We start from the raw sequence: 24,957 nt of genomic DNA on the forward strand, positions 1-24,957 counted from the left end.
AAGTATAATCACAACTAATGATAATACTTAAAAAATAAACACTTACCCATTTAATCTTTTAGCAAATTTAGTCTTATTACCTAAATATACAAATGTAAGCACTTCGGCCACAGCCTTAAATAGCGTAGCTGGAATCTGATCGTCAACATCACACAATCGGTATAGCTCACGAGCAAGAGGCGGATTTTCTACTATTTGCACTCCATGCTCAATGCCAATCTGTCTAATTCTTAGAGCTAAATGATCCACGCCTTTAGCTAGCACTACAGGTGCTGATTCTTTATCTTTATCATAACGGATAGCTACAGCGTAGTGAGTTGGGTTAGTTATAATAGCATCAGCTGCTGGAATATTTTGCATCATACGCTTCTTGGCTGCTTGCATCTGAAGCTGACGAATTCGCCCTTTGACACGAGGATCTCCATCCATTTGCTTGTATTCATCTTTTACCTCTTGCTTAGACATCCTAAGCCCTTTAAAATATTGATACCTTACGATAAAAATATCTGCAATTGCAATCAGCATAAAGAGCAAGAGCATAATCCCAGCTAAAATAAACATTTTATTTCTAAGCCAAACTAACTGGTCAAACATCGTATAAAACATTGTATAAGGCAACTCGGTAATAAATTGTAAAAATACGTAAAACGCACAGCCAAAAATTGCCGAAACTTTAACTACAATCTTAACCGTCTCCACAGCTTTTTTGAGTGAAAAAAGATTAGCAAGACCTTTAATTGGGTCAAGTTTAGAGAAATTTGGCGTAAGCGGCTCAGTAGTAAAGATAAAACCAAACTGCATAACATTAGCAATAATACCTGCGATCATCACACAAATTAATAGCGGTAAAAGTATAAGCAAGCACTGTAAAACCGAATGAATTACAATCTTAAAAAACAGCTCTCTAGTAAGCGGAGTGCCAATTATATCTTGATAATATAGATACAAATTCATTACTCGATCGCCCATAAATCCCATCAAAGCAATGAGTGCTACACATCCCACAAGCAATGTTACAAAGCCGCTCATATCTTGAGATTTAGGGACATTACCTTTATTTCTAGCATCCTCAATCTTCTTGGCGGTGGCCTCTTCGGTTTTCTCTTGTTCGTCTGCCATTTAATCTACTTAGTTTCGTTTTGCATAATCATCATAACCAAATTCACGCCAAATAGTGACATTGCCACTCTCATCCATCATTGCCAAACTTGGAAGCTTAACGCCATTAAAGGTAGTATTTTTAACTATTGTATAGTGAATTTGATCCTCAAAAATTACCCTATCGCCGATATCTATTGGCTTATCAAAGCTATAAATTGGCTCACCGGCCTCAGCTCCTACTATATCGCCAGCTAAGCAAGTCGCTCCACCAAATCTGTAACAAAATTCACCATCAACTCTCTCGCCTCTAATTTTTGGACGATATGGCATTAAAATCGTATCAGGCATATGACATTCAGCTGAGGCATCAATTATACAAGTTTTTTGCTCATTATCTACAATATCAAGCACACTTGCAATCAAAAACCCGCACTCCCAACCTACAGCTTCACCTGGTTCAATATAGACTTGTACACCATATTTTTGAGAAAAGCTTTTAATTAAATTTATTAATAGCTCTATATCGTATCCTGCTTTTGTGATGTGATGGCCTCCACCAAAGTTAATCCATTTCATACGTGGAATAATCTGACCAAATTGCTCTTCAAATGCTTTTAAAACAATCTCTAAGCTTTGCGCACTCTCCTCGCAAAGTGCGTGAAAATGTAATCCTTCAATTCCATCAAGCTCATTAAATTCAAAGTTTGTTTTAGTAATACCTAAACGAGAATATTTTCCACATGGATTATACATATCAGTTGGACTAGCTGAGACATTTGGGTTGACACGTAAGCCTATGCTAGCTTTACTATTTTTAGCCTTAGCAGCAAACCTTCTCCACTGTGCAAAACTATTAAAAACAACATGATGGCTAATTGATAAAACTTCATCTATATCATCATCGCTAAAAGCTGGAGAATAGGTATGAATTTCTCTAAAACCATGCTCTTTGGCATATTTAGCTTCTATTAAACCACTACATGTAGCACCATTTAACATTTTAGAGACAAATGGCATACCAGGGGAAAAAGCAAAGCCCTTAAGCGCACAAAGCACCTTAGCTCCACTCTCTGTGGCAACATAGTTAAGTATATTCAAATTTGACTTAAGTTTAGCCTCTTCACAAACATAGGCTGGAGTTTTAATATCTTCTAATTTCATGTTAATCCTAAATTTAATTTTAGTATTATATCAAATTTAGGATTAAGATAATTTTATGCTTTAAGTGTAAATTTTGATGAAATAGCTGCAATATCACCAGAATTTGCTAAGGCTAAAACAGCTTCTTTAGCATGAAGTAAAATTTTATTAAGTTGCGTCATCTCACTATTATCAAATTCACCCAAAACATAACTAATCACATTTCTTTCGCCTTTATCGCTACGACCAATACCTATGCGAACTCTATCATAACTATTGCCTATTAATGCGTCAATAGATTTAATACCATTGTGGCCGCCGCTACTACCGCCATGTTTAAATCTCATCGCACCAAAAGCAATATCTAATTCATCATGGACTACTATTATGCGCTCGGGCTTATAAAAATCATTTACAGCTTTTAGAGATTTACCACTTGCATTCATATATGTGGAGGGTTTAAGAAGAAGAAGTGAGCCTTTTTTATATAGCTCACCTTGAAATTTAGCCGAACTAACATCACTAAACCCGCCATCTTTTAAAATAAGATCAACGAGCATAAATCCGACATTATGGCGAGTATTTTCATACTCCTTACCGATATTGCCTAGTCCGGCTATTAGGATCATTACTTAGCTTTTACAACACCTAAAACTGCCACACGGCCTGCATCAATTATGCGAACATTTTCTGGTGCTACGATATCACGAACTAAAACTGTATCATCAATATCAAGTGGAGTTACATCAATGTTAAAGCTATCTGGAAGGTCTTTACCTTTACATTTTACGCTTAAGCGTTTTTTAGATTGTAGTAAAACACCTTTATTTTTAATACCTGCTGGAGTACCAACTGGAACAACTGGAACAAGGTATTTAGACTCAACATCTGGTAAAACAACTTTCAAATCAACATGTTTTAACATACTTGTTACTGGATGTTTTTGATAATCAACAACTACAACATTGTAAGTTTTACCACCTACGCTTACATCAAATTTCAAACCGCTTTTAGCTTTTACAGCTTTAATAAAATCATTTACTTTAAAAGCAGCATTGATATTTTCAATACCTTTTGCGTAAATGTTAGCGATTAGATAACCATCTTTCCTAAGAGCTTTTGTGCTTCTTTTGTCAATACTCTCTCTAACAATGCCTTCTAACATTATCTTTCCTTAAAATAAAATAAACGGCAATTATAGCTAAAAAATCTAAATTTAAGCTTATGATAACGAGGTTAAAATCTCATCAAAAGCCGCTACAAATGCATCCAAGCCATCATCTAAAAGCTTAGTACAAACCTTATTATAATCCACGCCAGCTTCTTTAGCTTTGGTCATAAATCTATCTATTTCCTCGCTACTTGGTATAGTTTTTGGAGTAAATTCGCCACTTGCGATAAATGATTTAATAGTATCAAGTGGGGCTGTATTAATTGAATTTGGATACAAAAGTTCTTTAATATAATAATCTGCTGGAAGTTGATTACTCTTTACTCCAGTACTTGCAAATAGTGTTCTTACATTTCTTTGGCCAGCATTTTGAATTTTATTATAGATATTTGTAGCATTATAAATTCCAAATTTACCAGTCTCTTCAAGTTTTTCATCAAGTAGTCTATCAAACCTGCTTACAAACACGCTAATCACTCCTTGAGGAAGTGGAGTCTGTGGAAATTTTTTGCTATATTTTTTAGTACCTTCTTTAAATGCATCTAAACAATTTTGCGCTTGGTCTTTAGAAAAAATTAGTGTTGCATTTACATTAATTCCCTTTTTCATTAACTCGCACATTGCATCAAATCCAGATGAAATAGCTGGAATTTTAATCATTACATTTGGCATTTTTATCGCATTATATAGTTTTTTACCTTCTTCTATTATATCGCTAGTTAAGGTTAAATTTGGATCAATTTCAATACTTACAAAGCCATCGTTTCCAGCTGCATAATTAGCAAGCATTTTATGTGCTGCCATTTTAATATCGTTTGTAGCTAAAATTTCATATATCTTTTTTGCGCTTCTTTTGCTAAATTTGGCTTTTTGTTCACTATAGGCTTGCGAGTTACAAATCGCCTCTTTAAATATACTTGGATTACTTGTAGCTCCATTGATTGTGCCATTTTGAATTAATTCTATAAATTCTGAATTTATAAAATCACGCTCTAAAAAATCACACCAAAGAGAAAAGTTAATATCTCTCATTTTCTACCTTTTATATAATTTTTTTAATCTCATTTAAATCTTTGATATCTATGATGTGGGTTGCTGCCTCTTTTAGTATCTTATTTGCACAAAATGCAATACCAGTGCCAGCCTCTTTAAACATAGATAAATCGTTTGCTCCATCGCCTACGCAGGCAACCTCATCGCTACTTAAACCCATAAAATCTTTAAGTCGTAAAAGCATCTTGCCCTTAGAGTCACCAAACATCATCTCGCCACCGACATTGCCAGTTAAAATACCATTTTTATGATGAAGCTCATTTGCAAAATTTAGATCAAAGCCAAGCTTTTTTTGTGCTGCATCAGTAGCGATATGAAACCCACCACTAAATACAACTGTCTTAATATTTTTAGATTTTAGATATGCAATTATCTCTTTTGCACCGGTAATAAATGGTAAATTTGATGTAATTTCTAACGCCCTACTAAGTTCTAAACCCTCAATCAATCTAACACGTCGCACTAAACTCTCATAAAAATCAAGTTCACCCGCCATAGCCCTAGCAGTAATTTCGCCGACTTCCTTATCCTTACCCATTGCGCTTGAGAGGATGGTGATAGTCTCACCATCCATTAGCGTAGAATCAAAATCAAAAACACAAAGTTTTATCATATAAAAACCTTAAAAATCACGCTTTAATAAAGATTCAACTTTTAATATCGTTAAAATGTTATTATCTCTTTTACCGATACCATGAATCATACCTTTATCTTTAGCTAATGTTTCAGGTGGCTGATCTATTCTATTTGTATTTATTCGAATAGCCTCTGTGAGTCTATCAATTACAAATCCTGCGATATTATCGTTATCTTGCATAACAATATATCTCGTATTTGGCGTCATTTTGCTAGGTTCAAGATTAAATCTAATTCTTAAATCTATCAAAGGAATTACGCTACCTCTAAGATTAAACACACCAAGTACATATGGCGGAACGCTAGGCACTCTTGTATACTCAATTGGCTTAATAATCTCTTTGATATATAAAATTGGAATAGCAAATTCCTCATCGCCAACTATAAAACCTACAAGCTGTTCTATCTCTTCTCTATCTTTAGTATTTTCTGGTTCATTTATTTGCTGTTTTTGTCTTTGTAAAACTTCACCTAATCTATCGCTCATTTTACTTCCTTACACTAGCTTTATATTTTTTCTAACGACATTTTCTAGGTATTCTGGTGAATATGGTTTGGTAATATACTCAGTCATACCAGCTTCTACGCCCCTTAAGCGATCGCTCTTACTTGTTCTGCTTGTTACTGCAATTAGTGGCAGATTGCGATATTTAGAGTATTTTCTAATTTCTCCAGCTAGGGTATATCCATCCATTCTAGGCATTTCAATATCTATTAGCATCGCATCTAGGCTATGTTCGCCTGATTTAATAATATTTAACGCCTCTATACCATTTGTTGCCTCAATCACAGTTACACCGATTGGCTCAAGTGATTTTTGCATCATTGTCCTATCCATTTTAGAGTCATCTACGATTAGGACTTTATAATCGCTTGGTTTCTCTTTTTTAGTCATTTGTGAATTTGATTCCATACTGGCTCTGATATCTACTTTAATCTCTTTAGCCATATCCATAATCATACCAACATCAACAATTAGTGTAACCTTTCCATCGCCTCTAATCGTGCCGCCTGCAATTCCACGAATATTTTGTAAGTAGTTACCAAGAGATTTAATAACAATCTCCTCCTGGCCAATTAAACTATCAACAATAATACCAAGCTTACTATCAGCTACATTGATTACAACTACATAGGTCTGATCGCCACTTTCAAATACCTGTTTAACTCCAAATAGATCACTAAGTCTAACAAGACTAAGAACCTCATCACGAAGTCTAAGGACATTTTTACCTTCAATAGTGTAAATATTATCTACTGGAACTCTAACAGTCTCTTTTACGCTTGCTAGTGGTATAGCATAAAATTCTTCTTGAGAACCTACTAATAAAGATTGGATAATAGCTAGAGTTAGAGGAATTTTTAGCTTAATTATTGTACCTTTACCTACTTCGCTATCTATATCAATTATACCATTTAGCTTCTCAATATTTGTCTTAACAACATCCATTCCCACGCCACGGCCGCTAACATTTGTAACTTGCTTAGCCATAGAAAATCCAGGTTTAAAGATAAGTGAGTATGCTTCTTTATCGCTCATACTATCAACTTCTCTTTCTGTTATCAAGCCTCTTTCTAATGCTTTCATCTTAACAGCTAAAGCGTCAATTCCCTTACCATCATCTACTATTTCAACTACGATATGATTGCCTTCATTATAAGCTTTTAGCTGAATAATACCTTTTTCAGGTTTGCCAGCTGCTAATCTCTCTTTAGGACTTTCAACACCATGGTCACATGAATTTCTAATGATATGAACTAGCGGATCGCCAATCTCTTCTACGATTGATTTATCTAGCTCTGTCTCTTCACCGCTTATTTCTAGATCTATTTGTTTACCTAGTTCACGACTTAAATCACGCACCATTCTTGGGAATTTGTTAAATACTTTAGCAATTGGTAGCATTCTAGTCTTCATAACAGCTAACTGGATATCAGTTGTTACTAAACTTAATGCACTTACTACTTGATTTAACTCCTCAAGGAATTTCTCACCCTCATATCTCTCTTCTACATCATCATAAATTTTAAGAAGTCTATTTTTACCAAGAACTAGCTCACCGATTAAATTCATCAAGTTATCAAGTCGCTTCACCTCGACCCTAATAGTTTGTTCTACAGCTGAGGCGCTAGAATGAGCTGGTGCATTTGATTCTTTTGACTCTTTTTTAGGTGCTGGTTTAGTAGCTGGAGTTGGTTCTGGTGCTGGCGCTGGGGTTGATTCAGGAGTTTGCACTGCTGATTGTCCGCTATTTTGTTTTTGCTTATCACGTCTAGCTTGATCTTCAGCTTTACGAACTTTAAGCAATCTTTCGATCTCGGCTTCTACCTCAGCTTCGCTTAAACTATTTACATCCACCTCTGGCTCTTGATCCATTGCTGATTGTGGCTCTAAATGACTATCTTGCTTAGATTGCGCCTCTTCTTGCGGCTGTATAGATATATTATGATCAGCATTTGGATCTCTGCCTTCATTAATAGCAGTTAATCTATTGCAAATATCTGCTATACTCACTCCTGCATCTGTATCATTGCCACGCTCTCTAATGCTTCTTAAAAGTGCTTTCATCATATCAACTGATTCTAACACTACATCCATAATATCTGGAGTTATTTTTAACTCCCCGTGGCGAGCTTTATTTAACACATCTTCCATATGGTGAGTAAGCTTTGTTAAAACATCAAAATTTAAAAATGATGAGCTACCTTTGACTGTGTGAGCTACACGGAATATCCTATTTAATAATTCTAGATCCTCAGGATTAGCCTCTAACTCGACTAAATCATGGTCAATTTGCTCAATAAGCTCAAATGCCTCGACTAAAAAGTCTTCAAGTATTTCTTGCATATCATCCATAAATCACCTCTTAACTGATATATTTTTTGCGTGTTTCAATCACTCTTGAAACTGCTTTATAAAATTCTGTAGCATTAAATTTAGTTAAGAACACATCACCGCCTGCATCCTTGCCATGAAGCTCACTAAATTCATTACTTAGCGATGAATTAAAGATAATAGGAATATTTGAAAATCTTTTATCATCCCTTACATTTGCTGCAAAGTGAAAACCATCCATCTGTGGCATCTCAACATCGCTGATAATAACACGTAGATTTTGTTCTAAGTCGTTTTTATACATTGAGTAAAGATCTTCTAGTTTCTCAAGTCCTTCAACGCCATCTTTTGCCTCTACTACTCTTAAACCCATTTTTGTTAGTGCATCACTAACTAAACGTCTAGCTGTAAGGCTATCATCTAAAATTAGCGCTACACCACTAAATTTATGTATCTCATCTACCTCAACTTCCATTTTTGGCTGATATATTCCTAGTTCTTCAACAATACTTTCTAAATCCAAAATAAGTAAAACATCATCATTTTCAATTCTTGTTACGCCTGTGATTTTAGATCTGTCTAAAGTTCCAGTTCCAGCACTTCCAGCAAAATTTGCTGGTTCAATATCTTTCCAGTTTATACGTCTAATTCTTTTAGCCTCATGAACAATAAAGCCAATAAAAATATTGCTAAACTCAGCAATAATAACTCTAGGTTTTACAAAGGCCTCTTTAGGCTCTTCAATTTGCATCCATTTAGCAAGGCTAATAACTGGAATAACTACGCCACGAAGGTCAAAAATCCCCTCAATATAATCGGGCGTGCCTGGTAGTTCGGTGAGATTTGGCATTTTGATTATCTCTTTTACTTTAGCAACATTGACACCGTAAATACCCTCATATACAGTATCTTTGCCCTTTTTTAAGATGCGAAAATCAACAAGTTCCATCTCATTCGAACCCGTTTTTAAGATATTATCATCAAACATTTGGGCTCCTTATGGGTTGAAATTTAATTTCAGTATTATATTGTACAATAAAATAACTACGCTCAGACGCAAAACAAGGTAAATTTATATAATCTTTTCCATTTATTTTAAATTCGCACCCTTGATGATAGTGTCCTTCTATTACTATATCGCTTTTATAATTATCGATTTTTTTAGCTATGAGTTCTTTAAATTTTGGTATTTTATAAGATAATTCTTTATTTTCTTGACTTGATAAAATCTTTTTAGTAATTTTAAATTTAAATGCTCGATCAATAAAATTCATAATTTTTAAAAAGATAGAGTTACGAAGCATTTTAAGTGAGGTTTGGGTAAAAAATCCTAAATATATATCTCCATGCGCTATGGCAACCTTCTTATTATTTAGATTAAAAATTACTGGCTGAGATGAGAGCGGATATATATTAATTTGATTAAAAATAGAACTAAGATTAAAATCGTGATTACCTTCAAAATAGTAAATTTGAGTTTTTTGAGCTAGTAAATTTAGCTCATCAATCCACTCTTTATAAACCATTTGACTATAGTATGTACAGCTAAGATAATCAAACATATCCCCTACTAAAAATATTTGTGGTGGAATAGGTAAAACGCCACTATTAAAACCTTTAATAAGCCTTAATAACTCATGGCGTTTACAATTTTCATGTGCATCCGCTATAAAAATTGCCCCATTTAAAATCCTCATATAGAATTTCCAATAATTGGCAATGCTGTTGCTTCATCTATTCCCATAATTAAATTTGCATTTGCCATTGCTTGAGATGAGGCACCACGAAGTAGATTATCTATACTTGAGTTTATCCAAATTTTTCCATTATGATTCATAGCATAAATATCGCAAAAGTGCGTTCCTGCTACATCTTTTATGCTTACAGGCTCACGTCTAATTCTTATAAATTTTTCACTTTTATAAAAATCCTCAATCACACTCAATGGATCAATATCTTTAAATTCATCTTTTAAATATCCATAGCTACTAACTAGCATTCCTCTACTAAGCGGGATAAGGTGCGGAACAAACATTACATCGATCTTTTGGCTAAGGTTTAAATTTAAATGCTCGCTAATCTCATCGCTATGTCTATGAGTAAGTGGTGAATATGCATTCATATTCTCATTTACACTAATATAATGGCTACTAGGTTTTAAGCTTTTTCCAGCTCCGCTTAGCCCACTTTTTGCATCGATCATAACATCATTTTTAAGCATCTTAGCAAATGGTAAAAGGCCTAGCAAGCTACAAGTAGGATAACAACCTGGATTTGCAATTAAATTTGCATTTTTTATCTTATTACGATTAATTTCTACTAGTCCATAAACAGCATCTTCTAACCCTTTTGGATCAAGGTGTGGGCAGTAGTTTTTCTCATAATTTATCTGACTTACCCTATAATCAGCCGAGAGATCAACTATCTTTACCTTACTTCCTCTAAGCGCACTAGTAAGTTTCATCCCCTCAGTATGCGGCAAAGCTAAAAATACTAAATCACATCTAGATTTTATCTCATCAGCATTTGCTTTTTCAATTGGTATATCAATCACGCCTTTTAAACTACTAAAACTCTCAGATAAGATTCCATTACTACTAGCTCCAGCGTAGCAAAGTCTAAAGTGAGGATGAGCTACTATCATTTTAACTAATTCAAGACCCGTATAACCACTAATTCCAACTATTCCTACTCTTATCATTGCTGCGTCCTTAATAAATTATTCAAAAACTATATCTTGATACTTAACCTCTACAATCTCAATCTCAACTCTACCATTTGGCAAGGTCAAGATCACATCATCACCCTCTTTTTTGCCTATTAATTGTTTAGCAATTGGTGTTGAGATAGAGATCAATCCTCGCTCAAGATTACTCTCTGTAACTCCAACTATTGTATATGTAGTCTCTATCTCAGTATCTACATCCATTATTGTAACCGTAGAGCCAAATTTGACTTTATCGTGCTTATACTCGCTTGGGTCAATTACTTTAGCTCTACTTACAATATCACTTAGCTCAGCAATTCTATTTTCTATAAAAGCTTGCTTCTCTCTAGCAGCATGATATTCAGCATTTTCTTTTAAATCGCCATGGCTTCTTGCTATATCTATCTCTTGAACTATCGCTGGTCTTTGGACTGTTTTTAAATCTTTTAACTCAGCAGTAATTTTTTCATAACCATACATTGTCATTGGTTCTGTCATAACTTTATCCTTAATATATTTAAATTTAGGATTTTATCCTATTTTATCTTAAAATCATATCAGCAACACTCTTTGCGCTTCCGTGTTGTAGATACTCTCTTAGCTTCTTACATGATTTTAAAAATTTATTAGCATCATAGTTTTCATAGCATTTTAACAAATTTTGCACTGTAGCACTCTCTTGTATTAACTCCACATGAAGTGGCTCTTTGCCCATAAAATCAAATATTATATTTGCTAGTCCAGCGTATTTTAGCTTTACTAATCTTCTAGCTATAAAAATATCAATCGCTTTAGCTTTATAACAAAGCACAAACGGAGTGCCAATAAGTGCTGCTTCTAGCGTAGCTGTACCAGAACATATAAAAGCAAACTCACTAGCCATTAAAGCCTCTTTAGTATCATATATAATCTCAAATTCGCTTACATCACCATAATATTCATCTATATTTTTAGCTAAAAATGGCGGTACAACCAAAAGTTTTTTAGCCTCAATATTCTTAGCTACTTCTTTATATAAAGGCATGAGACGACTAATCTCGCTACGCCTTGAACCTGGCATAAAAGCTATAATTGAATTTTTTGTATGGGTGGTTTTTTGCACATTAATCTCATCTAAAAGCGGATGCCCTACATACTCGCTTTTATTATAAAACTTCTCATCAAATGGTAAAATAGACGCTAATCTATCACAATATTTCTCAACCGTTATTACTCGTCTTTTTTTCCATGCCCATACTTGTGGTAATATATAATAAACTATTTCACACTTTAATCCCGCTTCTTTAATGGCTTTAGCAAGTGGAATATTAAAAGCTGGGCTATCAATAAGCAAAACTCTATCACAATTACGAGCTAGCTCTACCATCTGCTTTAATGCTTTTTTAGCTTTAAAAATCAGTGGTAAAATTTCTACAAATCCCATAGCACTAAATTCCTTACTATCATATAGTGCATCTCCAAACCTCTTATCAAATATTCCACAAATTTGCGCCCCATTTAGATGAGATAATACCTCTTTAAGATGCAAATTTGCCGATGCTTCTAGTGATGAAACTAAAATTTTCATAATTTTCCTTTTAAATTTAGCCTAAATTATAGCCAACAATTTAAAAATTACAGGTAAAATTTAATCAAAAAAGGTAAAATATGAAAGAGATACTTATAACAAATGATGATGGATTTGAAGCTGCTGGATTGCTTGCTTTGCGTGATAAGCTACGCCAAATAGCTAATGTAACAGTCGTAGCCCCTAGCAGTGAAAAATCAGCTTGCGCTCACTCTATTACACTTACTCGCCCACTAAGATTTATACAACTTGATGATGGGTTTTTTAAGCTTGATGATGCCACCCCAAGTGATTGTATTTATCTAGCACTTGAGACGATGTTTAAACATAAAAAGCCAGATCTTATCATAAGCGGAATAAATCACGGAGCAAATGTCGGTGAAGATATTACATATTCAGGTACTTGTGGTGGAGCGATGGAGGGTACACTTCAAGGGGTCAATTCAATTGCCGTTTCTCAACTATACAATAATGATAGTTTAGATAAATTTGGATTTGATCTAGCGTGTGAAATTACCCTAGAGCTTGTACAAAATATCTTTGAAAATGGCTATCCTTTAAACAAAAGAGAGTTTTTAAATTTAAATATTCCAGCAGTTTCCAAAAATGAGTACAAAGGACTAAAGATAGTTCCAGCTGGCCAACAAAACTACAATACAAACGCTCAGATTCACCGCAATCCAAGAGGACTAGAATACTACTGGCTAGGTACACCTGGAATTCGCTATGCTGCAGATTTGGGCTATCCTTGCGATATCACAACCCTTAATCAAAACTATGCTAGCCTAACACCAATTAAGCTTGATATGACATCATATAAAAGCATTGAAATTTTACAAAACTGGACACAAAATGAACGATAGATTTACTAGAAGTCGCTGGATATTTGGCGATGGATTTACAAAACTTCAAAACGCCAAAGTACTAGTATGTGGATGTGGTGGTGTAGGTGGGGTTTGCATTGATGCTCTATATCGTAGCGGAGTAGTAAATATCACTGCAGTAGATTGCGATAAATTCGATATAACCAATCAAAATCGTCAAATAGGTAGCAACTATGTTGGCGAATATAAGACAGATGTATTTGCTAAATTATATCCTGGTATAAAGTGTATAAATTTAAAGCTTACTCCAGAAAATATTGATAGTTTAAATTTAGATGAGTTTGATTTAATTATAGATTGCATTGATGATATACCAGCAAAGATTGCTTTAATTACTAAGACATATAAAAAGCTTTTAAGTTCAATGGGGGGAGCTAAAAGATTAGATCCAACTGCTATAAAAGTAGATAGCATATGGAAAACATATAACGATCCATTTGCTAAAAAAATCAGATATGAGCTAAAAAAAGCTGGCTTTAAGGGCGATTTTAAGGTGGTATTTTCTAGCGAACTGCCAAACTGCACCAATCTAGGAAGTTTTATTGGAGTAACGGCAAGCTTTGGATTAAATTTAGCTGCGCTTGCAGTAAATAGGCTAATTAAATGATAAAAAGCTTTTGGCAAAATTACAAGCTAGTATCAAATCCAAGTATAACTCCACCTGATATGGTTAGTCGTGCTGGGAATTTAGCCGAGAATGATTTTTTTAATACCATTAGTCAAATTAAAGGGCTAAATATCTATAAAAATAAACGGGTAAAAGATAGCGAGGCTGGACTTCATGAAATAGATTTTATCATTATAGATGGATTTACAATCTATCTTATAGAGTTTAAGCATTGGGTTGGTAGTATAGAGATCAAAGGAGATGAATGGATACAAACAACCAAAAAGCGTACTATAGCTCATCAAGATCCGCTTGCTAAACTCATTAGGCATACTCAAATTTTCAAAGATTTTCTAACTAGTAAAGAGTTTGATCTAAACAATTATACTATTTTGAGTTTTGTAGTTTTTGATAAGACTAGAATTAGTATGTCAAAGCAAATTAGACAAAATAAACAGATAATAACTAAGCATAATTTTTTAAATACAATTCATAAAAATCATAGCAAAATACGTCCAAATAGCGATGAACAAAATAGATTAAAAGAGATTCTAAGCTCTATGACTGTATGGTCTAGACTACATCTATATGGCGGAGAAATATTAACTGGATCTATACGCTACTTCTTAATTGGTAGTAAAAAGAAAAAGCTACCAAAACATTTTAGAGTAAATTTAGATCTAAACTGGCAAAGAAATAGTACAATAAGCTTTATTAATGCACTATTTGGCAAACGAAAAAAACTTAAAATCAAATCTAAAATATACAAAATTCATCCAAACGACAGTGTAGGATTTATTCAAGCTGGTGGATATGGAATCAAACATATTAAATTTGGTTTAATAGAAAAAATAGTAAAAGATGATGAAATCATCTAATTTTTTTTATATTTGTTTTAGAGATTTTATATATTTTTGAGGCTTGTGCTGGGGTGAATTTTGTATCTATAATTATATCAGCATTAGCTACTGCAAATTCGATATCAAATGCCTTTTTATGAGGGTTTGCACTAGTAGAATATGCCCACCCTAACTTATCTAATAACTTAGTGTGTGGATGATCTTTTACCACTCTTATAGCTTGTGAGTTTGGGTAGATAAATGTTGTTTTTTTGGAACGGCGGATTAAATTTTTATATTTTTTAGGTATTCGTGAAAAGTTTTGCAAATTTCTAAATTTGCTAACACATATTAAGCACGGCTGATTTAATGGACGATTTTTAATAGCATTTAACTTTTTTAAATCTTGACTTAAAAATCCAACTGTTGTATCAGTTTGTGCTAGATAGATCATTTAAATATATCCTAAAGGTTGCCACGACTAAGCGTGGCAAATCTCTTTATCTATTTAAATACTCTTGCAGGCTCTTAACCTCTAAGGCTGCTTCATTTGAACTAATTGACTCAGCTGCTTTTAGGGCTGCATTCATATTTGTAAAGTATGGAATTTTAAATCTTAATACAGCTTGGCGAATCTTAACTGCATCACTTGTACTACTTTTAGAATCACTTGTATTTACCGCTAGTGCAATTTGTGAATTCTTTAGTTTATCTTCGATGTTTGGACGACCCTCGCTAATTTTATAAACCATCTCACATTTGACTCCAGCTTGAGCTAAAGTTTTATATGTACCGCCAGTTGCTACGATCTCAAAACCTAGATTTTCAAATTTTTTAGCCAATTCAATACCACGACCTTTATCAGCATCAGCTAGACTAATAAATACTGTTCCGCTACTTGGTAGGATATTTTTTGCTGCAATTTGCGATTTTACAAAGCTCTTTTCAAAGCTATCACTAATACCCATAACCTCACCAGTACTTTTCATCTCTGGCCCTAAGATTAGATCAGCTCCACTTAATTTATTAAATGGAAATACGCTCTCTTTAACGCATACTACGCCATTTAAACTAGGTTTATAAATTTCACCATCAAATTTAACTACTTTAAACTGATCATAAAACTCAAGTGCCTCTTTTAAATTACCTTGCCACATTACACGTGTTGCTACCTTGGCCATTGGTAAGCCTGTAGCTTTACTAACAAATGGCACTGTACGGCTAGCTCTTGGATTGACCTCAATAATATATAACTTATCATTATATACTGCAAATTGAATATTCATAAGTCCAACTACGCCTAATTTTAATGCAATATCTTTTGTACAGCTCTCTACTTGAGCAATAATCTCTTTAGAAAGGTTGCGAGGAGGAAGAATACTAGCACTATCGCCACTATGAATTCCAGCTTCTTCTATATGCTCCATAATCGCACCAATATACACATCCTTGCCATCGCTAATAGCATCTACATCAAGCTCAGTTGCATCTTGCAAAAACTTATCAAGTAAAACTGGAGAGTTATTACTAACCCTAACTGCTTCGCTCATATACTCTTTAAGCTCAAGTTCGCTATGAACTCTTCTCATTGCTCTACCGCCTAATACATAACTAGGACGAACTAAAACCGGATAGCCGATTTTATTTGCTTTTTCTAATGCTTCAGACTCGCTAATAGCAGTATCATTATCAGGTTGAGCTACATTAACTGAGCGGATAAACTCACTAAATTTCTTTCTATCTTCAGCAACATCAATCACTCTAGCTGTAGTTCCAATTATCTTCGCACCAATCATTGATAGACGTTTAGAAAATTTAAGCGGTGTCTGTCCGCCAAAATGAACAATAACACCATCTGGATTTTCACGCTCAATTACTGCTCTTAAATGTTCAAAATCAATTGGTTCAAAATATAAAATATCACTAGTATCATAGTCAGTTGATACAGTTTCGGGATTACAATTATACATAATAGTTGTAACACCTAAATCTTTTAAAGCATAACTAGCATGCACGCAACAATAATCAAACTCAATACCTTGACCTATACGGTTAGGACCACCACCAATAATTAAAACCTTTTTATTACTATTATTTGTAGGTAAATTTGGTAAATTTGGCGTAATATTTGTGCTACTATATAGATATGGAGTTAGTGCTGGAAACTCACCACCGCAAGTATCAACTTCGCTATACTCTAAGCCGATTTGGTGACGCATTCTAGCATAATATATATCATTTTGACTTAGTTCTAGATTGTCTTTAGCGTTAATTAAATGCGCTATCATCTTATCACTAAAGCCCCAAGTTTTAGCTTTTCTTAGCAACTCTTTATCATTTAAAATATCCATATCAATACGGTCTTCAAATTCAATTATCTCATAAATTTGAGTTAAGAACCATCTATCGATCTTAGTTAATTCATATACATCTTCTACGCTTTTACCATTTCTAAAAGCTTGAGCAATATACAAGATTCTATTTTCATGACCATTTCTTAATCCAAAAACTAAATCCTCATCGCTTAAATTTAGATGATTAAATCCACTATAATCTTTTTCTAAACTACAAAGAGCTTTTTGAACACTCTCTTTAAAGCTTCTACCAATTGCCATTACTTCACCAACACTCTTCATCGCAGTGCCTAGATATGGATTAGAACCTGGGAATTTCTCAAAAGTAAATCTAGGAATTTTAGTTACTATATAATCAATCACTGGCTCAAAGCTTGCTGGGGTTCCTGTAATGTCATTTTTAATCTCATCAAGAGTAAAGCCAACAGCTAGCATAGTTGCTACCTTGGCAATTGGGTAGCCTGTAGCCTTACTTGCTAAAGCCGAGCTTCTACTTACACGTGGGTTCATCTCAATTACTGTCATTCGACCATTCTTTGGATTTACAGCAAATTGAACATTACTACCACCAGTATCAACACCGATCTCACGTAGGATTTTAAAACTAGCATCACGCATATACTGATACTCTTTATCAGTTAGCGTAAGAGCTGGAGCTACCGTTATAGAATCACCCGTATGTACGCCCATTGGGTCAAAATTTTCAATCGAGCATACAATAATACAGTTATCAGCTCTATCTCTGATAACCTCCATCTCATACTCTTTCCATCCTAGCAAACTCTCTTCTATTAAAATTTCGTTAATCGGACTAGCCTCAATTCCACTCTCGGCAATATCTCTAAATTCATCAAGGTTATATGCCACACCGCTACCAGCGCCGCCAAGAGTATAGCTCGCTCTAATAATAAGCGGAAATCCAATTTCATTAGCAGCTTTTAGAGCCTCCTCCATATTGTATGCATACATAGATTTTGGTAGATCCATACCGATTTTAATCATAGCCTCTTTAAATGCCACTCTATCTTCACCTTTTTTGATAGCTTCTGGATTGGCACCTAGAAATTTAACATTTCCAAGCATATTGTTTTCATAAAGCTCCATAGCTACATTTAAAGCAACCTGACCGCCCATTGTAGGCAAGAGTGCATCTACATTCTCTTTTTTAATAATTCTACTAATGCTCTCTTTGGTGATAGGCTCGATATATGTCGCATCGGCAAAATCTGGGTCTGTCATAATTGTGGCTGGATTTGAGTTAATTAGTACTACTCTATAGCCTAACTCTTTTAAAGTCTTAGCAGCTTGAGTCCCACTGTAGTCAAATTCGCAAGCCTGGCCGATGATAATAGGGCCACTACCTATTAACAAAATCGTCTTGATATCGTCTCTTTTTGGCATAGTTCTACCTCTTTTCATTTATATGCATTTTTGGGTTATCAATTTATTTTGATTTCAAATAAAAACTAAGCGTAATTATATTTAATTGTAGATAAAAATCAGCATAAAAAGGAGGAAAATTTACTGTTAAATTTAGCAATTTATATTAAATTTAATCAAAATAGTAAAGCTATTGATTTGTTACAACATAAAGATAGCTTGGGACTTGAATTTTCAAATCAGTTTCTACAATTGCGCTTTTATATAGTTCTTCTTCATAGACTTTGGTAATTTTACCTACTGGAACACCGCTAAAAAATATCCCATCAAGCCCACTAGTATAAACCTCATCGCCGACTTTTGGGCTTAGCCATTGAGCAATAAATTTAACTACAATATTCTTGCCATTTCCTGTAGCAATTCCTGCTATGCGCTGCTCTCCTATACTAACTGAAAATGTCGATTTTGGATCTGTTTGTAATAGAGCAAGCGGACTGCCATCTTTATTTATCACGATTCCAGCGGTTTTACCCTGTGAGATTAAGCCATAGATTTTATTTTCATCAAATTCATCAAAATCAATCCAAACCTTATCATGATCGCCAATATTCATATATGATAATGCACGAACCAACTGGATATTTGGTGCAAATTTAGTAGAGTTTTGCTCATTTAATAAAGCATCAAGCTTATAAGCAAAAGCTGAAAGTAGCGTAACAGAGCGCTCTAATTCAATATTTTGTTCTCTAAGCGCTCTTATCTCGCTGGTTTGATTAAAATGTTCATTGATAGTATCTATGATAAAATCCCTGCTATCTTGGTATAAAGATAGTGTAAGCTTAACCCCACTCATCACTACACTTCTAGCATAATCACTTAAGTAAAAAGATATAAAACCTAAGCAGATAACTATCAATAAGAATTTAAGTTTATTCATTGATTAATTGGTGTAAAAGCCCTATCTCTTCTAAAGCCTTACCGGTACCTCTAGCCACTGCAAGAAGCGGTTCATCAGCTACATATACAGGCAACTTAACAATATCAGATAGATACTTATCTAGCCCCCTAATAAGCGCTCCACCACCGGTTAACACGACACCACGCTCAACTATATCACCAGCTAAATCAGGCGGCATATTTTCTAAAACTGTTTTTAACGCATCAGCAATCTCTTTTAAAGACTCTCTCATTGCCTCTCTAATATCTTCACTAGTGATTTCAATACGGCTCAATAAGCCACTTACTTGATCTCGTCCTTTTATAACCATAGATAGCTCTTTAGGCAACTGGATCGCTGAGCCGATTTTGATTTTTATCTCTTCACCATTTCTCTCACCAATTAATAGATTAAATTTCTCTTTTACATAGTTTACAATGCTTGCATCAAGCTTATCTCCTGCAGTCCTAATGCTTTTAGAAATTACCAAACCTCCCAAAGATACCACGCCAATCTCAGTTGTACCACCTCCGATATCAACTACTAAACTGCCTTGCGGTTCACGAACCGGCAAATTTGCTCCAATTGCTGCAGCCATAGGTTCTTCAATTAAAAAAACCTCTCTCGCTCCAGCTGATAACGCACTTTCTCTTACAGCTTTTCTCTCTACTTGAGTTAATCCATATGGTACAGAGATAATAATTCTAGGGCGTAAAAATGTCTTTCTTCTATGAGTCTTTTCGATAAAATATCTAATCATTTTCTCAGTCATATCAAAATCAGCTATAACTCCATCTCTCATCGGTCTAATAGCTTCTATATCACCTGGAGTCTTACCTACCATCTCCTTAGCATCCTGTCCAACTGCTAGTATCTTTTGCTTACCATACTTCTCTCTTTGAACTGCTACGACGCTTGGTTCGTTAATTACAATACCTTTATCTTTTATTAAAACCAATGTATTTGCCGTGCCTAAATCAATACCCATATCACTTGAAAAAAGTCCTACTAGTTGGTCTAAAATCATATATCCCCTTTTATTTTACTTTCATTAATAACGGCTTTGCTTCGCCATCAATTACACTTTTTGATATTATTACATCATAGCCATTTAGTTCTGGAAGGTCATACATAATATCTATCATAACATCTTCCATTATGCTTCTTAGGCCTCTTGCTCCGGTTTTGCGTTTGATAGCTTGATTTGCTACCTCTTTAATCGCCTCATCTTCAAATTTAAGCCTAGCCCCATCAATAGCAAAAAGCTTTTCATACTGCCTTAAAAGTGCATTTTTTGGCTGAGTTAATATTCTTATCATATCCTCAGTCGTAATTTCATTTAAAGTAGTAATAGCATGCAATCTACCAATAAGCTCAGGAATAAGTCCAAAATGTACTAAATCATCAGGCTCTACAAGACTAAGCAAATTTGTCTTCTCGCTTTTGCCTCGTTTTTCTTGGCCAAAACCTAAAACATTCTTACCCAATCTTCGCTCGATTATATCTTTTAGCCCATCAAATGCACCACCGCACACAAATAAAATATTTGTAGTATCTATTTGAATAAATTCTTGATTTGGATGTTTTCTGCCACCTTTTGGCGGAATATTTACTACACTACCTTCGATAATTTTTAACAAGGCTTGTTGAACACCCTCGCCGCTTACATCACGGGTAATTGAACGATTCTCACCCATTCTAGCAATCTTATCAATCTCATCTACAAAAACAATCCCTTGTTGCGCTCTAGCTACATCTCCACCAGCTGCATTTAAAAGCTTAGTTAAGATATTTTCTACATCTTCGCCTACATATCCAGCCTCGGTTAAACTTGTAGCATCGCAAATAGCAATTGGTACATCTAAAAATCTAGCCAAAGTCTGCGCCATCAAGGTCTTACCACTTCCAGTTGGGCCAATTAGTAAAATATTTGATTTTGAAATTTCGGTATCATCTTCGATACTATGCTGCTTAAATATTCTTTTATAATGATTATAAACTCCTACGCTAAAGACTTTTTTGGCTCTTTCTTGACCAATTACATAATCATCTAAAACTCCCTTTAAGATCTTTGGCGTAATATCTTTATAATCCATTGCCGGTTGGCTATTTAATCCTATTTCATCACCATGAACTGCATTATATGCTGCATCTACGCAAAATTCGCATATAAATGAGCTATCACTCTCATTAGCTAAAAGTTTTCTATCATTTGCTTCGCTCTCACCGCAAAAACTACACTTTCTAGCCATTAATCTCTCCCTTTATCAAGCGGTATTCCTCGTTTTGTATTTATGATAAATTCACACATTTTTTTAGCTTCTATGGTAGGGTTTTGTTCTAAAAGTTCCAAGGCTCTATCTTTTAATCCTCCACCACTTCTAAATAGAAATTTATAAGCCTTATTAATATCCTCAACCGTATCTTTATCAAATCTTCTACGAATTCCGACTAAATTTAAACTTCTAATATAGGCCCTATTGCCCTCAGCTAAGCAAAATGGTACAACATCTTGACTAAGTGCTGAAGCGCCAGCTATCATACAACTCTCACCAATATGAACAAACTGATGAACTGGGGTAAGCCCACCAATTACAGCATAATCATCAACTATAACATGCCCAGCAAGAGTTACACCATTAGCCAAAATAATCCCATCACCAAGACGACAATCATGAGCTATGTGTGTATAAGCCATTATAAAATTATCATTGCCGATTATGGTATATCCATCACCTTTTTTGGTGCCTGAATTTATTGTAGCAAACTCCCTAATTGTAGCATTAGTACCAATTCTAACCCCACCTGTATCTTCTAAAGAGTGGCTAATATCTTGAGGTATATCACCTACTATAGCATAACTATAAATTTTACTACCACTACCAATATGGGTATCACCAATGATTCTAGCACCTTGTTTAATAGTTACATTATCACCTAAAATTGCTTTTGAACTAACAAAAGCATATGGTTCAATCACGCACCCATCGCCTAAAATTGCACCATCTTCAACTACTGCTGTACTATGAATTTGCATATTTTCTACTTATTACTTATCTACGATCATTGCCTTTAGCTCAGCTTCAGCCACTAGTTTATCATCTACATAAGCCTTACCAGCTAAAACCCAAATATTTCCCTTATGTTTTAAGACCTCTAAACGGTACTCTAGTTTATCGCCTGGGCGAACCGGGGATCTAAATTTTGCCCCATCGATACTCATAAAATAAACTACCTTATCTTCTGCATTAGCTTGTTCAGCCTCACCCATGCTTTTAAAGGCCAAAATACCGCCAGCTTGCGCCATTCCTTCGATTATCATAACGCCTGGATATATAGGATGACCTGGAAAGTGACCTTGGAAAACTTGCTCGGCAATTGTTATATTTTTATAACCTTTAATAAATTTGCTAGGTTCTAGCTCAGACACTCTATCAATAAGCAAAAATGGATATCTGTGTGGTAATATTTTTTGGATTTCAACTACATCTATCATAAAATACCTCGGAATAAAAAGTGCTAGATTGTATCTAAATTTAGCAAAATATTAGTTGAATTTTATTAATAATATTAAAAATTTTCGCTAAATTCAGATATATTTTTTTAAATTTTTACTGCCAACTCTATGCTAGAGTGGTAAATTTGGCTATTTGCTTCAATTATATATCTACCAGTTTTTATCTCATCTAGCACAATGATTGGACTAAGATTAAAATCTAAACCTGTTAGCATTTTACGCAATTTTAACTCTTTTTTTATCTTTGGGGGATTAATTAATAATTCCATTATATTTTTATATTTAAAACCGCCAATAGAGTTAAACTTAGCTAAGCTTATTAGTTTAATATCATCTTTATTTACATTAACTTGCTCGCTTAAAACCTCAATGTTAAACTTAGAACTCTTAAGCTTAAAATGTGAGTAAAAGATAAAATAACTAGGTACAACATTAGTATCGACTTTTACCCTTCCAAAATGTAATCTATAATTTAGAATCTTTTGTCTAATTAGATCAAATTCTACCCTTTTTTGTTCTAGTTTTCTTACTTTTTTATATAATTTTAAACGATAACTGATAGAACCTGGTTGGATTTGAGCGCCAAGTGGTTCGCAAAGCTCGTCTATCACCTCTTCATTTTGACGTTGTTTAATTAATCCATATATACAACCGCAGTAGTTTTGATGATAAAGCTTATCTTTTTTAGCTAGTTCAAACTGTCTTTGAGTACCACCATTTTTTCTTAAATCTACAGCAATAGCCTCTAGATTAGTCCCTTTTATAGCATTATTGAGCGCATTTTCTAACTGTGTAAAATCCTTTTTAGGACTCATCAACAATGTTGTAGTAATCTTTTTACATCCTAATTCCATAGCAGCTTTTGCGCTATTTCCTACACGAAATTCAAAGCAATATTCACAACGTTTACCTTTTTCTGGCTCATTTTCTAAACCCTTAGTGCCTCTTAGCCACTCTTCATACTCATACTCGCCGCAAATAACCTTTATATCAAGCTGTTTACAACTACGCTTGACATCTTTAAATCTTAGCAAAAACTCGCTATATGGATGAATATTTGGATCATAAAAGTAGCCAATAATTCGCTCATTAGGGTATAATTTCTTCAACTCAGCGATAAAATAGTGACTATCGACGCTGCAACATATATGAACTAACAAATTAACTACTTTACTAAATCGGCTAAAACTTTGGCAGCGTGACCGGCAGCTTTTACACTTTTATAGACTTTTGCGATCTTACCTTCTTTATCTATAACAAATGTCGTTCTTACAATCCCTAGATACTCTTTGCCATAATTTTTACGAACCTGCCACACGCCATACGCTTTTGCTACATCTTTATTAATATCACTCAATAAAATATGCTTTAAATTTTGCTTAATAATAAATCCACTATGGCTCTTAACGCTATCTGGGCTAACTCCTACAATCACAGTATCATTGGCTATAAATTCATCATAATTTGCACTAAATTCACACGCCTCAGTTGTGCATCCTGGCGTATTATCCTTAGGATAAAAGTATAATACTACATTTTTACCTCTAAAATCTCTTAAACTAATACTTACTCCATCGCTATTTTCTAGACTAAATTCTGGAGCTATGTCGCCAGCTGCTAAAATTACTTTACGATCAATATCTTCTTGATTAAATACTGTAGCTTCTTTTATTTTTTCAGCCATTATTTACCCTCTTTCATAGCTTGAACAGATTTACCGCCAAAATATGTTGCATCACTTCTAATTTCATCAAAATTTATAACAACTCTTTGAGGATTTTTGCCTAAATCATTTACCATTATATCAGTGATTTTGGTTGCGATTTCATCTAGTTTTTGACGACTTGGCATTGGGTCTGCAAGCTTAATATTTATAATTGGCATATTTTTCCTTTAGATTTGATTTTAAAAATTTAATTTAGAAAATTATATCTAATATTAAAAAACAAAAGATAAAGATAAATTTGGATAATTACCACATATTAATGTTTTTATAATTATTAATAAACATTTTAATATCTAGCGTAAAAAAGATACTTGTGTCTTGTAAATTCTATTTAATATGCTTTTATTTTAATATTTTAGCAATCCTAAATAAAATTCAGCGATATAAATAGTATAAAAGAATAATACTTAAACCCGCTTACAATCACAACTCCATTTTGTACAAATTTAAAAACGATATATAAAAACGTCCATCATCCTAACATCTTTAACTCTAATAAAAA

At 34.0% G+C, this 24,957-nt stretch carries 26 protein-coding genes; 3 read left to right on the forward strand and 23 right to left on the reverse strand.

Going from position 1 to position 24,957, the window contains the following annotated elements:
* Window positions 1-42: 42 nt before the first annotated feature.
* The 13 genes from flhB to lpxB are packed head-to-tail and all read right to left on the reverse strand — an operon-like array spanning window position 43 to window position 12,211.
* Entirely contained in the window at window positions 43-1,119 is a 1,077-nt protein-coding gene (gene flhB / locus J6V67_RS03945; protein WP_086228752.1) for a flagellar biosynthesis protein FlhB, read from the reverse strand.
* A gap of 9 nt (window positions 1,120-1,128) precedes the next feature.
* The gene (gene nspC / locus J6V67_RS03950) at window positions 1,129-2,262 is read right to left on the reverse strand and encodes a carboxynorspermidine decarboxylase (protein ID WP_291859072.1); all 1,134 of its coding nucleotides are present in this window, start codon (window positions 2,260-2,262) and stop codon (window positions 1,129-1,131) included.
* Between the two features lie 53 nt (window positions 2,263-2,315).
* Window positions 2,316-2,870: an aminoacyl-tRNA hydrolase gene (pth, locus tag J6V67_RS03955; RefSeq protein ID WP_291859075.1), complete on the reverse strand. Its 555-nt coding sequence runs from the start codon at window positions 2,868-2,870 to the stop codon at window positions 2,316-2,318.
* Window positions 2,870-3,406 carry a 50S ribosomal protein L25/general stress protein Ctc gene (locus J6V67_RS03960; RefSeq protein ID WP_291859078.1) on the reverse strand — a complete coding sequence of 179 codons (537 nt, stop codon included), beginning with the start codon at window positions 3,404-3,406 and terminating at the stop codon, window positions 2,870-2,872. Before J6V67_RS03960 ends, pth begins: the two co-directional genes overlap by 1 nt.
* A 57-nt stretch (window positions 3,407-3,463) precedes the next feature.
* Entirely contained in the window at window positions 3,464-4,444 is a 981-nt protein-coding gene (locus tag J6V67_RS03965; protein ID WP_291859081.1) for a transaldolase, read from the reverse strand.
* A 10-nt stretch (window positions 4,445-4,454) separates the two neighbouring features.
* Complete coding sequence (gene serB, locus J6V67_RS03970; RefSeq protein WP_291859083.1) at window positions 4,455-5,078, reverse strand: phosphoserine phosphatase SerB; 624 nt, start codon at window positions 5,076-5,078, stop codon at window positions 4,455-4,457.
* Between the two features lie 9 nt (window positions 5,079-5,087).
* Window positions 5,088-5,588 (reverse strand): chemotaxis protein CheW, encoded by a 501-nt coding sequence (locus tag J6V67_RS03975; RefSeq protein ID WP_291859086.1) that lies wholly within the window; start codon window positions 5,586-5,588, stop codon window positions 5,088-5,090.
* Between the two features lie 9 nt (window positions 5,589-5,597).
* Window positions 5,598-7,958 (reverse strand): chemotaxis protein CheW, encoded by a 2,361-nt coding sequence (locus tag J6V67_RS03980; RefSeq protein ID WP_291859089.1) that lies wholly within the window; start codon window positions 7,956-7,958, stop codon window positions 5,598-5,600.
* Window positions 7,959-7,968: 10 nt separating this feature from the next.
* Window positions 7,969-8,925, reverse strand: a complete 957-nt coding sequence (locus J6V67_RS03985; RefSeq protein WP_291859092.1) for a chemotaxis protein — start codon at window positions 8,923-8,925, stop codon at window positions 7,969-7,971.
* Window positions 8,918-9,634: a UDP-2,3-diacylglucosamine diphosphatase gene (locus J6V67_RS03990; protein ID WP_291859095.1), complete on the reverse strand. Its 717-nt coding sequence runs from the start codon at window positions 9,632-9,634 to the stop codon at window positions 8,918-8,920. The genes J6V67_RS03985 and J6V67_RS03990 overlap by 8 nt, the downstream gene beginning before the upstream one ends.
* On the reverse strand, window positions 9,631-10,638 hold the full coding sequence (gene argC / locus J6V67_RS03995; protein ID WP_291859098.1) for an N-acetyl-gamma-glutamyl-phosphate reductase: 1,008 nt from the start codon (window positions 10,636-10,638) through the stop codon (window positions 9,631-9,633). Before argC ends, J6V67_RS03990 begins: the two co-directional genes overlap by 4 nt.
* Before the next feature lie 18 nt (window positions 10,639-10,656).
* Window positions 10,657-11,142 carry a transcription elongation factor GreA gene (gene greA, locus J6V67_RS04000; protein ID WP_291859102.1) on the reverse strand — a complete coding sequence of 162 codons (486 nt, stop codon included), beginning with the start codon at window positions 11,140-11,142 and terminating at the stop codon, window positions 10,657-10,659.
* 43 nt (window positions 11,143-11,185) lie between these two features.
* Window positions 11,186-12,211: a lipid-A-disaccharide synthase gene (lpxB, locus tag J6V67_RS04005; protein WP_291859105.1), complete on the reverse strand. Its 1,026-nt coding sequence runs from the start codon at window positions 12,209-12,211 to the stop codon at window positions 11,186-11,188.
* Window positions 12,212-12,291: 80 nt separating this feature from the next.
* Between lpxB and surE the strand changes: the two genes are divergently transcribed.
* Genes surE through J6V67_RS04020 form a run of 3 tightly spaced genes read left to right on the forward strand, consistent with a single transcriptional unit; the run spans window position 12,292 to window position 14,580 of the window.
* Complete coding sequence (gene surE, locus J6V67_RS04010; RefSeq protein ID WP_291859108.1) at window positions 12,292-13,074, forward strand: 5'/3'-nucleotidase SurE; 783 nt, start codon at window positions 12,292-12,294, stop codon at window positions 13,072-13,074.
* The gene (locus J6V67_RS04015) at window positions 13,064-13,702 is read left to right on the forward strand and encodes a ThiF family adenylyltransferase (protein WP_291859110.1); all 639 of its coding nucleotides are present in this window, start codon (window positions 13,064-13,066) and stop codon (window positions 13,700-13,702) included. Before surE ends, J6V67_RS04015 begins: the two co-directional genes overlap by 11 nt.
* Window positions 13,699-14,580, forward strand: coding sequence for a nuclease-related domain-containing protein (locus J6V67_RS04020; RefSeq protein WP_291859113.1), 882 nt, complete (start codon window positions 13,699-13,701; stop codon window positions 14,578-14,580). Before J6V67_RS04015 ends, J6V67_RS04020 begins: the two co-directional genes overlap by 4 nt.
* Here the strand turns inward: J6V67_RS04020 and J6V67_RS04025 are convergent.
* The 10 genes from J6V67_RS04025 to J6V67_RS04070 form a co-directional block, all read right to left on the reverse strand.
* Window positions 14,573-14,995 carry a Sua5/YciO/YrdC/YwlC family protein gene (locus J6V67_RS04025; RefSeq protein ID WP_291859116.1) on the reverse strand — a complete coding sequence of 141 codons (423 nt, stop codon included), beginning with the start codon at window positions 14,993-14,995 and terminating at the stop codon, window positions 14,573-14,575. The two genes, J6V67_RS04020 and J6V67_RS04025, sit on opposite strands and share 8 nt — an antisense overlap.
* Before the next feature lie 46 nt (window positions 14,996-15,041).
* Window positions 15,042-18,296, reverse strand: coding sequence for a carbamoyl-phosphate synthase large subunit (carB, locus tag J6V67_RS04030; protein ID WP_291859139.1), 3,255 nt, complete (start codon window positions 18,294-18,296; stop codon window positions 15,042-15,044).
* 169 nt (window positions 18,297-18,465) lie between these two features.
* A complete protein-coding gene (gene mreC / locus J6V67_RS04035) occupies window positions 18,466-19,212 on the reverse strand; it encodes a rod shape-determining protein MreC (RefSeq protein ID WP_291859118.1) in 747 nt (248 codons plus the stop codon).
* On the reverse strand, window positions 19,205-20,239 hold the full coding sequence (locus tag J6V67_RS04040) for a rod shape-determining protein (RefSeq protein ID WP_291859120.1): 1,035 nt from the start codon (window positions 20,237-20,239) through the stop codon (window positions 19,205-19,207). The genes mreC and J6V67_RS04040 overlap by 8 nt, the downstream gene beginning before the upstream one ends.
* A 10-nt stretch (window positions 20,240-20,249) precedes the next feature.
* Window positions 20,250-21,464 (reverse strand): ATP-dependent Clp protease ATP-binding subunit ClpX, encoded by a 1,215-nt coding sequence (clpX, locus tag J6V67_RS04045; RefSeq protein WP_086225529.1) that lies wholly within the window; start codon window positions 21,462-21,464, stop codon window positions 20,250-20,252.
* Window positions 21,464-22,249, reverse strand: coding sequence for an acyl-ACP--UDP-N-acetylglucosamine O-acyltransferase (gene lpxA / locus J6V67_RS04050; protein ID WP_291859126.1), 786 nt, complete (start codon window positions 22,247-22,249; stop codon window positions 21,464-21,466). Before lpxA ends, clpX begins: the two co-directional genes overlap by 1 nt.
* A 12-nt stretch (window positions 22,250-22,261) precedes the next feature.
* Window positions 22,262-22,708 carry a 3-hydroxyacyl-ACP dehydratase FabZ gene (fabZ, locus tag J6V67_RS04055; RefSeq protein WP_291859129.1) on the reverse strand — a complete coding sequence of 149 codons (447 nt, stop codon included), beginning with the start codon at window positions 22,706-22,708 and terminating at the stop codon, window positions 22,262-22,264.
* A gap of 107 nt (window positions 22,709-22,815) precedes the next feature.
* A complete protein-coding gene (locus tag J6V67_RS04060) occupies window positions 22,816-23,889 on the reverse strand; it encodes an epoxyqueuosine reductase QueH (RefSeq protein ID WP_291859132.1) in 1,074 nt (357 codons plus the stop codon).
* A gap of 5 nt (window positions 23,890-23,894) precedes the next feature.
* Window positions 23,895-24,413, reverse strand: a complete 519-nt coding sequence (bcp, locus tag J6V67_RS04065) for a thioredoxin-dependent thiol peroxidase (RefSeq protein ID WP_291859135.1) — start codon at window positions 24,411-24,413, stop codon at window positions 23,895-23,897.
* The gene (locus J6V67_RS04070) at window positions 24,413-24,613 is read right to left on the reverse strand and encodes a 4-oxalocrotonate tautomerase family protein (RefSeq protein ID WP_291859137.1); all 201 of its coding nucleotides are present in this window, start codon (window positions 24,611-24,613) and stop codon (window positions 24,413-24,415) included. The genes bcp and J6V67_RS04070 overlap by 1 nt, the downstream gene beginning before the upstream one ends.
* Window positions 24,614-24,957: the final 344 nt, after the last annotated feature.

Source organism: Campylobacter sp. (assembly GCF_017646085.1).
Lineage (GTDB): Bacteria > Campylobacterota > Campylobacteria > Campylobacterales > Campylobacteraceae > Campylobacter.

Bases quoted from the DNA above. Each gene is read 5' to 3' on its own strand.
- flhB (WP_086228752.1), bottom strand. From the start codon at position 1,119: ATGGCAGACGAACAAGAGAAAACCGAAGAGGCCACCGCCAAGAAGATT.
- nspC (WP_291859072.1), bottom strand. From the start codon at position 2,262: ATGAAATTAGAAGATATTAAAACTCCAGCCTATGTTTGTGAAGAGGCT.
- pth (WP_291859075.1), bottom strand. From the start codon at position 2,870: ATGATCCTAATAGCCGGACTAGGCAATATCGGTAAGGAGTATGAAAAT.
- J6V67_RS03960 (WP_291859078.1), bottom strand. From the start codon at position 3,406: ATGTTAGAAGGCATTGTTAGAGAGAGTATTGACAAAAGAAGCACAAAA.
- J6V67_RS03965 (WP_291859081.1), bottom strand. From the start codon at position 4,444: ATGAGAGATATTAACTTTTCTCTTTGGTGTGATTTTTTAGAGCGTGAT.
- serB (WP_291859083.1), bottom strand. From the start codon at position 5,078: ATGATAAAACTTTGTGTTTTTGATTTTGATTCTACGCTAATGGATGGT.
- J6V67_RS03975 (WP_291859086.1), bottom strand. From the start codon at position 5,588: ATGAGCGATAGATTAGGTGAAGTTTTACAAAGACAAAAACAGCAAATA.
- J6V67_RS03980 (WP_291859089.1), bottom strand. From the start codon at position 7,958: ATGGATGATATGCAAGAAATACTTGAAGACTTTTTAGTCGAGGCATTT.
- J6V67_RS03985 (WP_291859092.1), bottom strand. From the start codon at position 8,925: ATGTTTGATGATAATATCTTAAAAACGGGTTCGAATGAGATGGAACTT.
- J6V67_RS03990 (WP_291859095.1), bottom strand. From the start codon at position 9,634: ATGAGGATTTTAAATGGGGCAATTTTTATAGCGGATGCACATGAAAAT.
- argC (WP_291859098.1), bottom strand. From the start codon at position 10,638: ATGATAAGAGTAGGAATAGTTGGAATTAGTGGTTATACGGGTCTTGAA.
- greA (WP_291859102.1), bottom strand. From the start codon at position 11,142: ATGACAGAACCAATGACAATGTATGGTTATGAAAAAATTACTGCTGAG.
- lpxB (WP_291859105.1), bottom strand. From the start codon at position 12,211: ATGAAAATTTTAGTTTCATCACTAGAAGCATCGGCAAATTTGCATCTT.
- surE (WP_291859108.1), top strand. From the start codon at position 12,292: ATGAAAGAGATACTTATAACAAATGATGATGGATTTGAAGCTGCTGGA.
- J6V67_RS04015 (WP_291859110.1), top strand. From the start codon at position 13,064: ATGAACGATAGATTTACTAGAAGTCGCTGGATATTTGGCGATGGATTT.
- J6V67_RS04020 (WP_291859113.1), top strand. From the start codon at position 13,699: ATGATAAAAAGCTTTTGGCAAAATTACAAGCTAGTATCAAATCCAAGT.
- J6V67_RS04025 (WP_291859116.1), bottom strand. From the start codon at position 14,995: ATGATCTATCTAGCACAAACTGATACAACAGTTGGATTTTTAAGTCAA.
- carB (WP_291859139.1), bottom strand. From the start codon at position 18,296: ATGCCAAAAAGAGACGATATCAAGACGATTTTGTTAATAGGTAGTGGC.
- mreC (WP_291859118.1), bottom strand. From the start codon at position 19,212: ATGAATAAACTTAAATTCTTATTGATAGTTATCTGCTTAGGTTTTATA.
- J6V67_RS04040 (WP_291859120.1), bottom strand. From the start codon at position 20,239: ATGATTTTAGACCAACTAGTAGGACTTTTTTCAAGTGATATGGGTATT.
- clpX (WP_086225529.1), bottom strand. From the start codon at position 21,464: ATGGCTAGAAAGTGTAGTTTTTGCGGTGAGAGCGAAGCAAATGATAGA.
- lpxA (WP_291859126.1), bottom strand. From the start codon at position 22,249: ATGCAAATTCATAGTACAGCAGTAGTTGAAGATGGTGCAATTTTAGGC.
- fabZ (WP_291859129.1), bottom strand. From the start codon at position 22,708: ATGATAGATGTAGTTGAAATCCAAAAAATATTACCACACAGATATCCA.
- bcp (WP_291859135.1), bottom strand. From the start codon at position 24,413: ATGGCTGAAAAAATAAAAGAAGCTACAGTATTTAATCAAGAAGATATT.
- J6V67_RS04070 (WP_291859137.1), bottom strand. From the start codon at position 24,613: ATGCCAATTATAAATATTAAGCTTGCAGACCCAATGCCAAGTCGTCAA.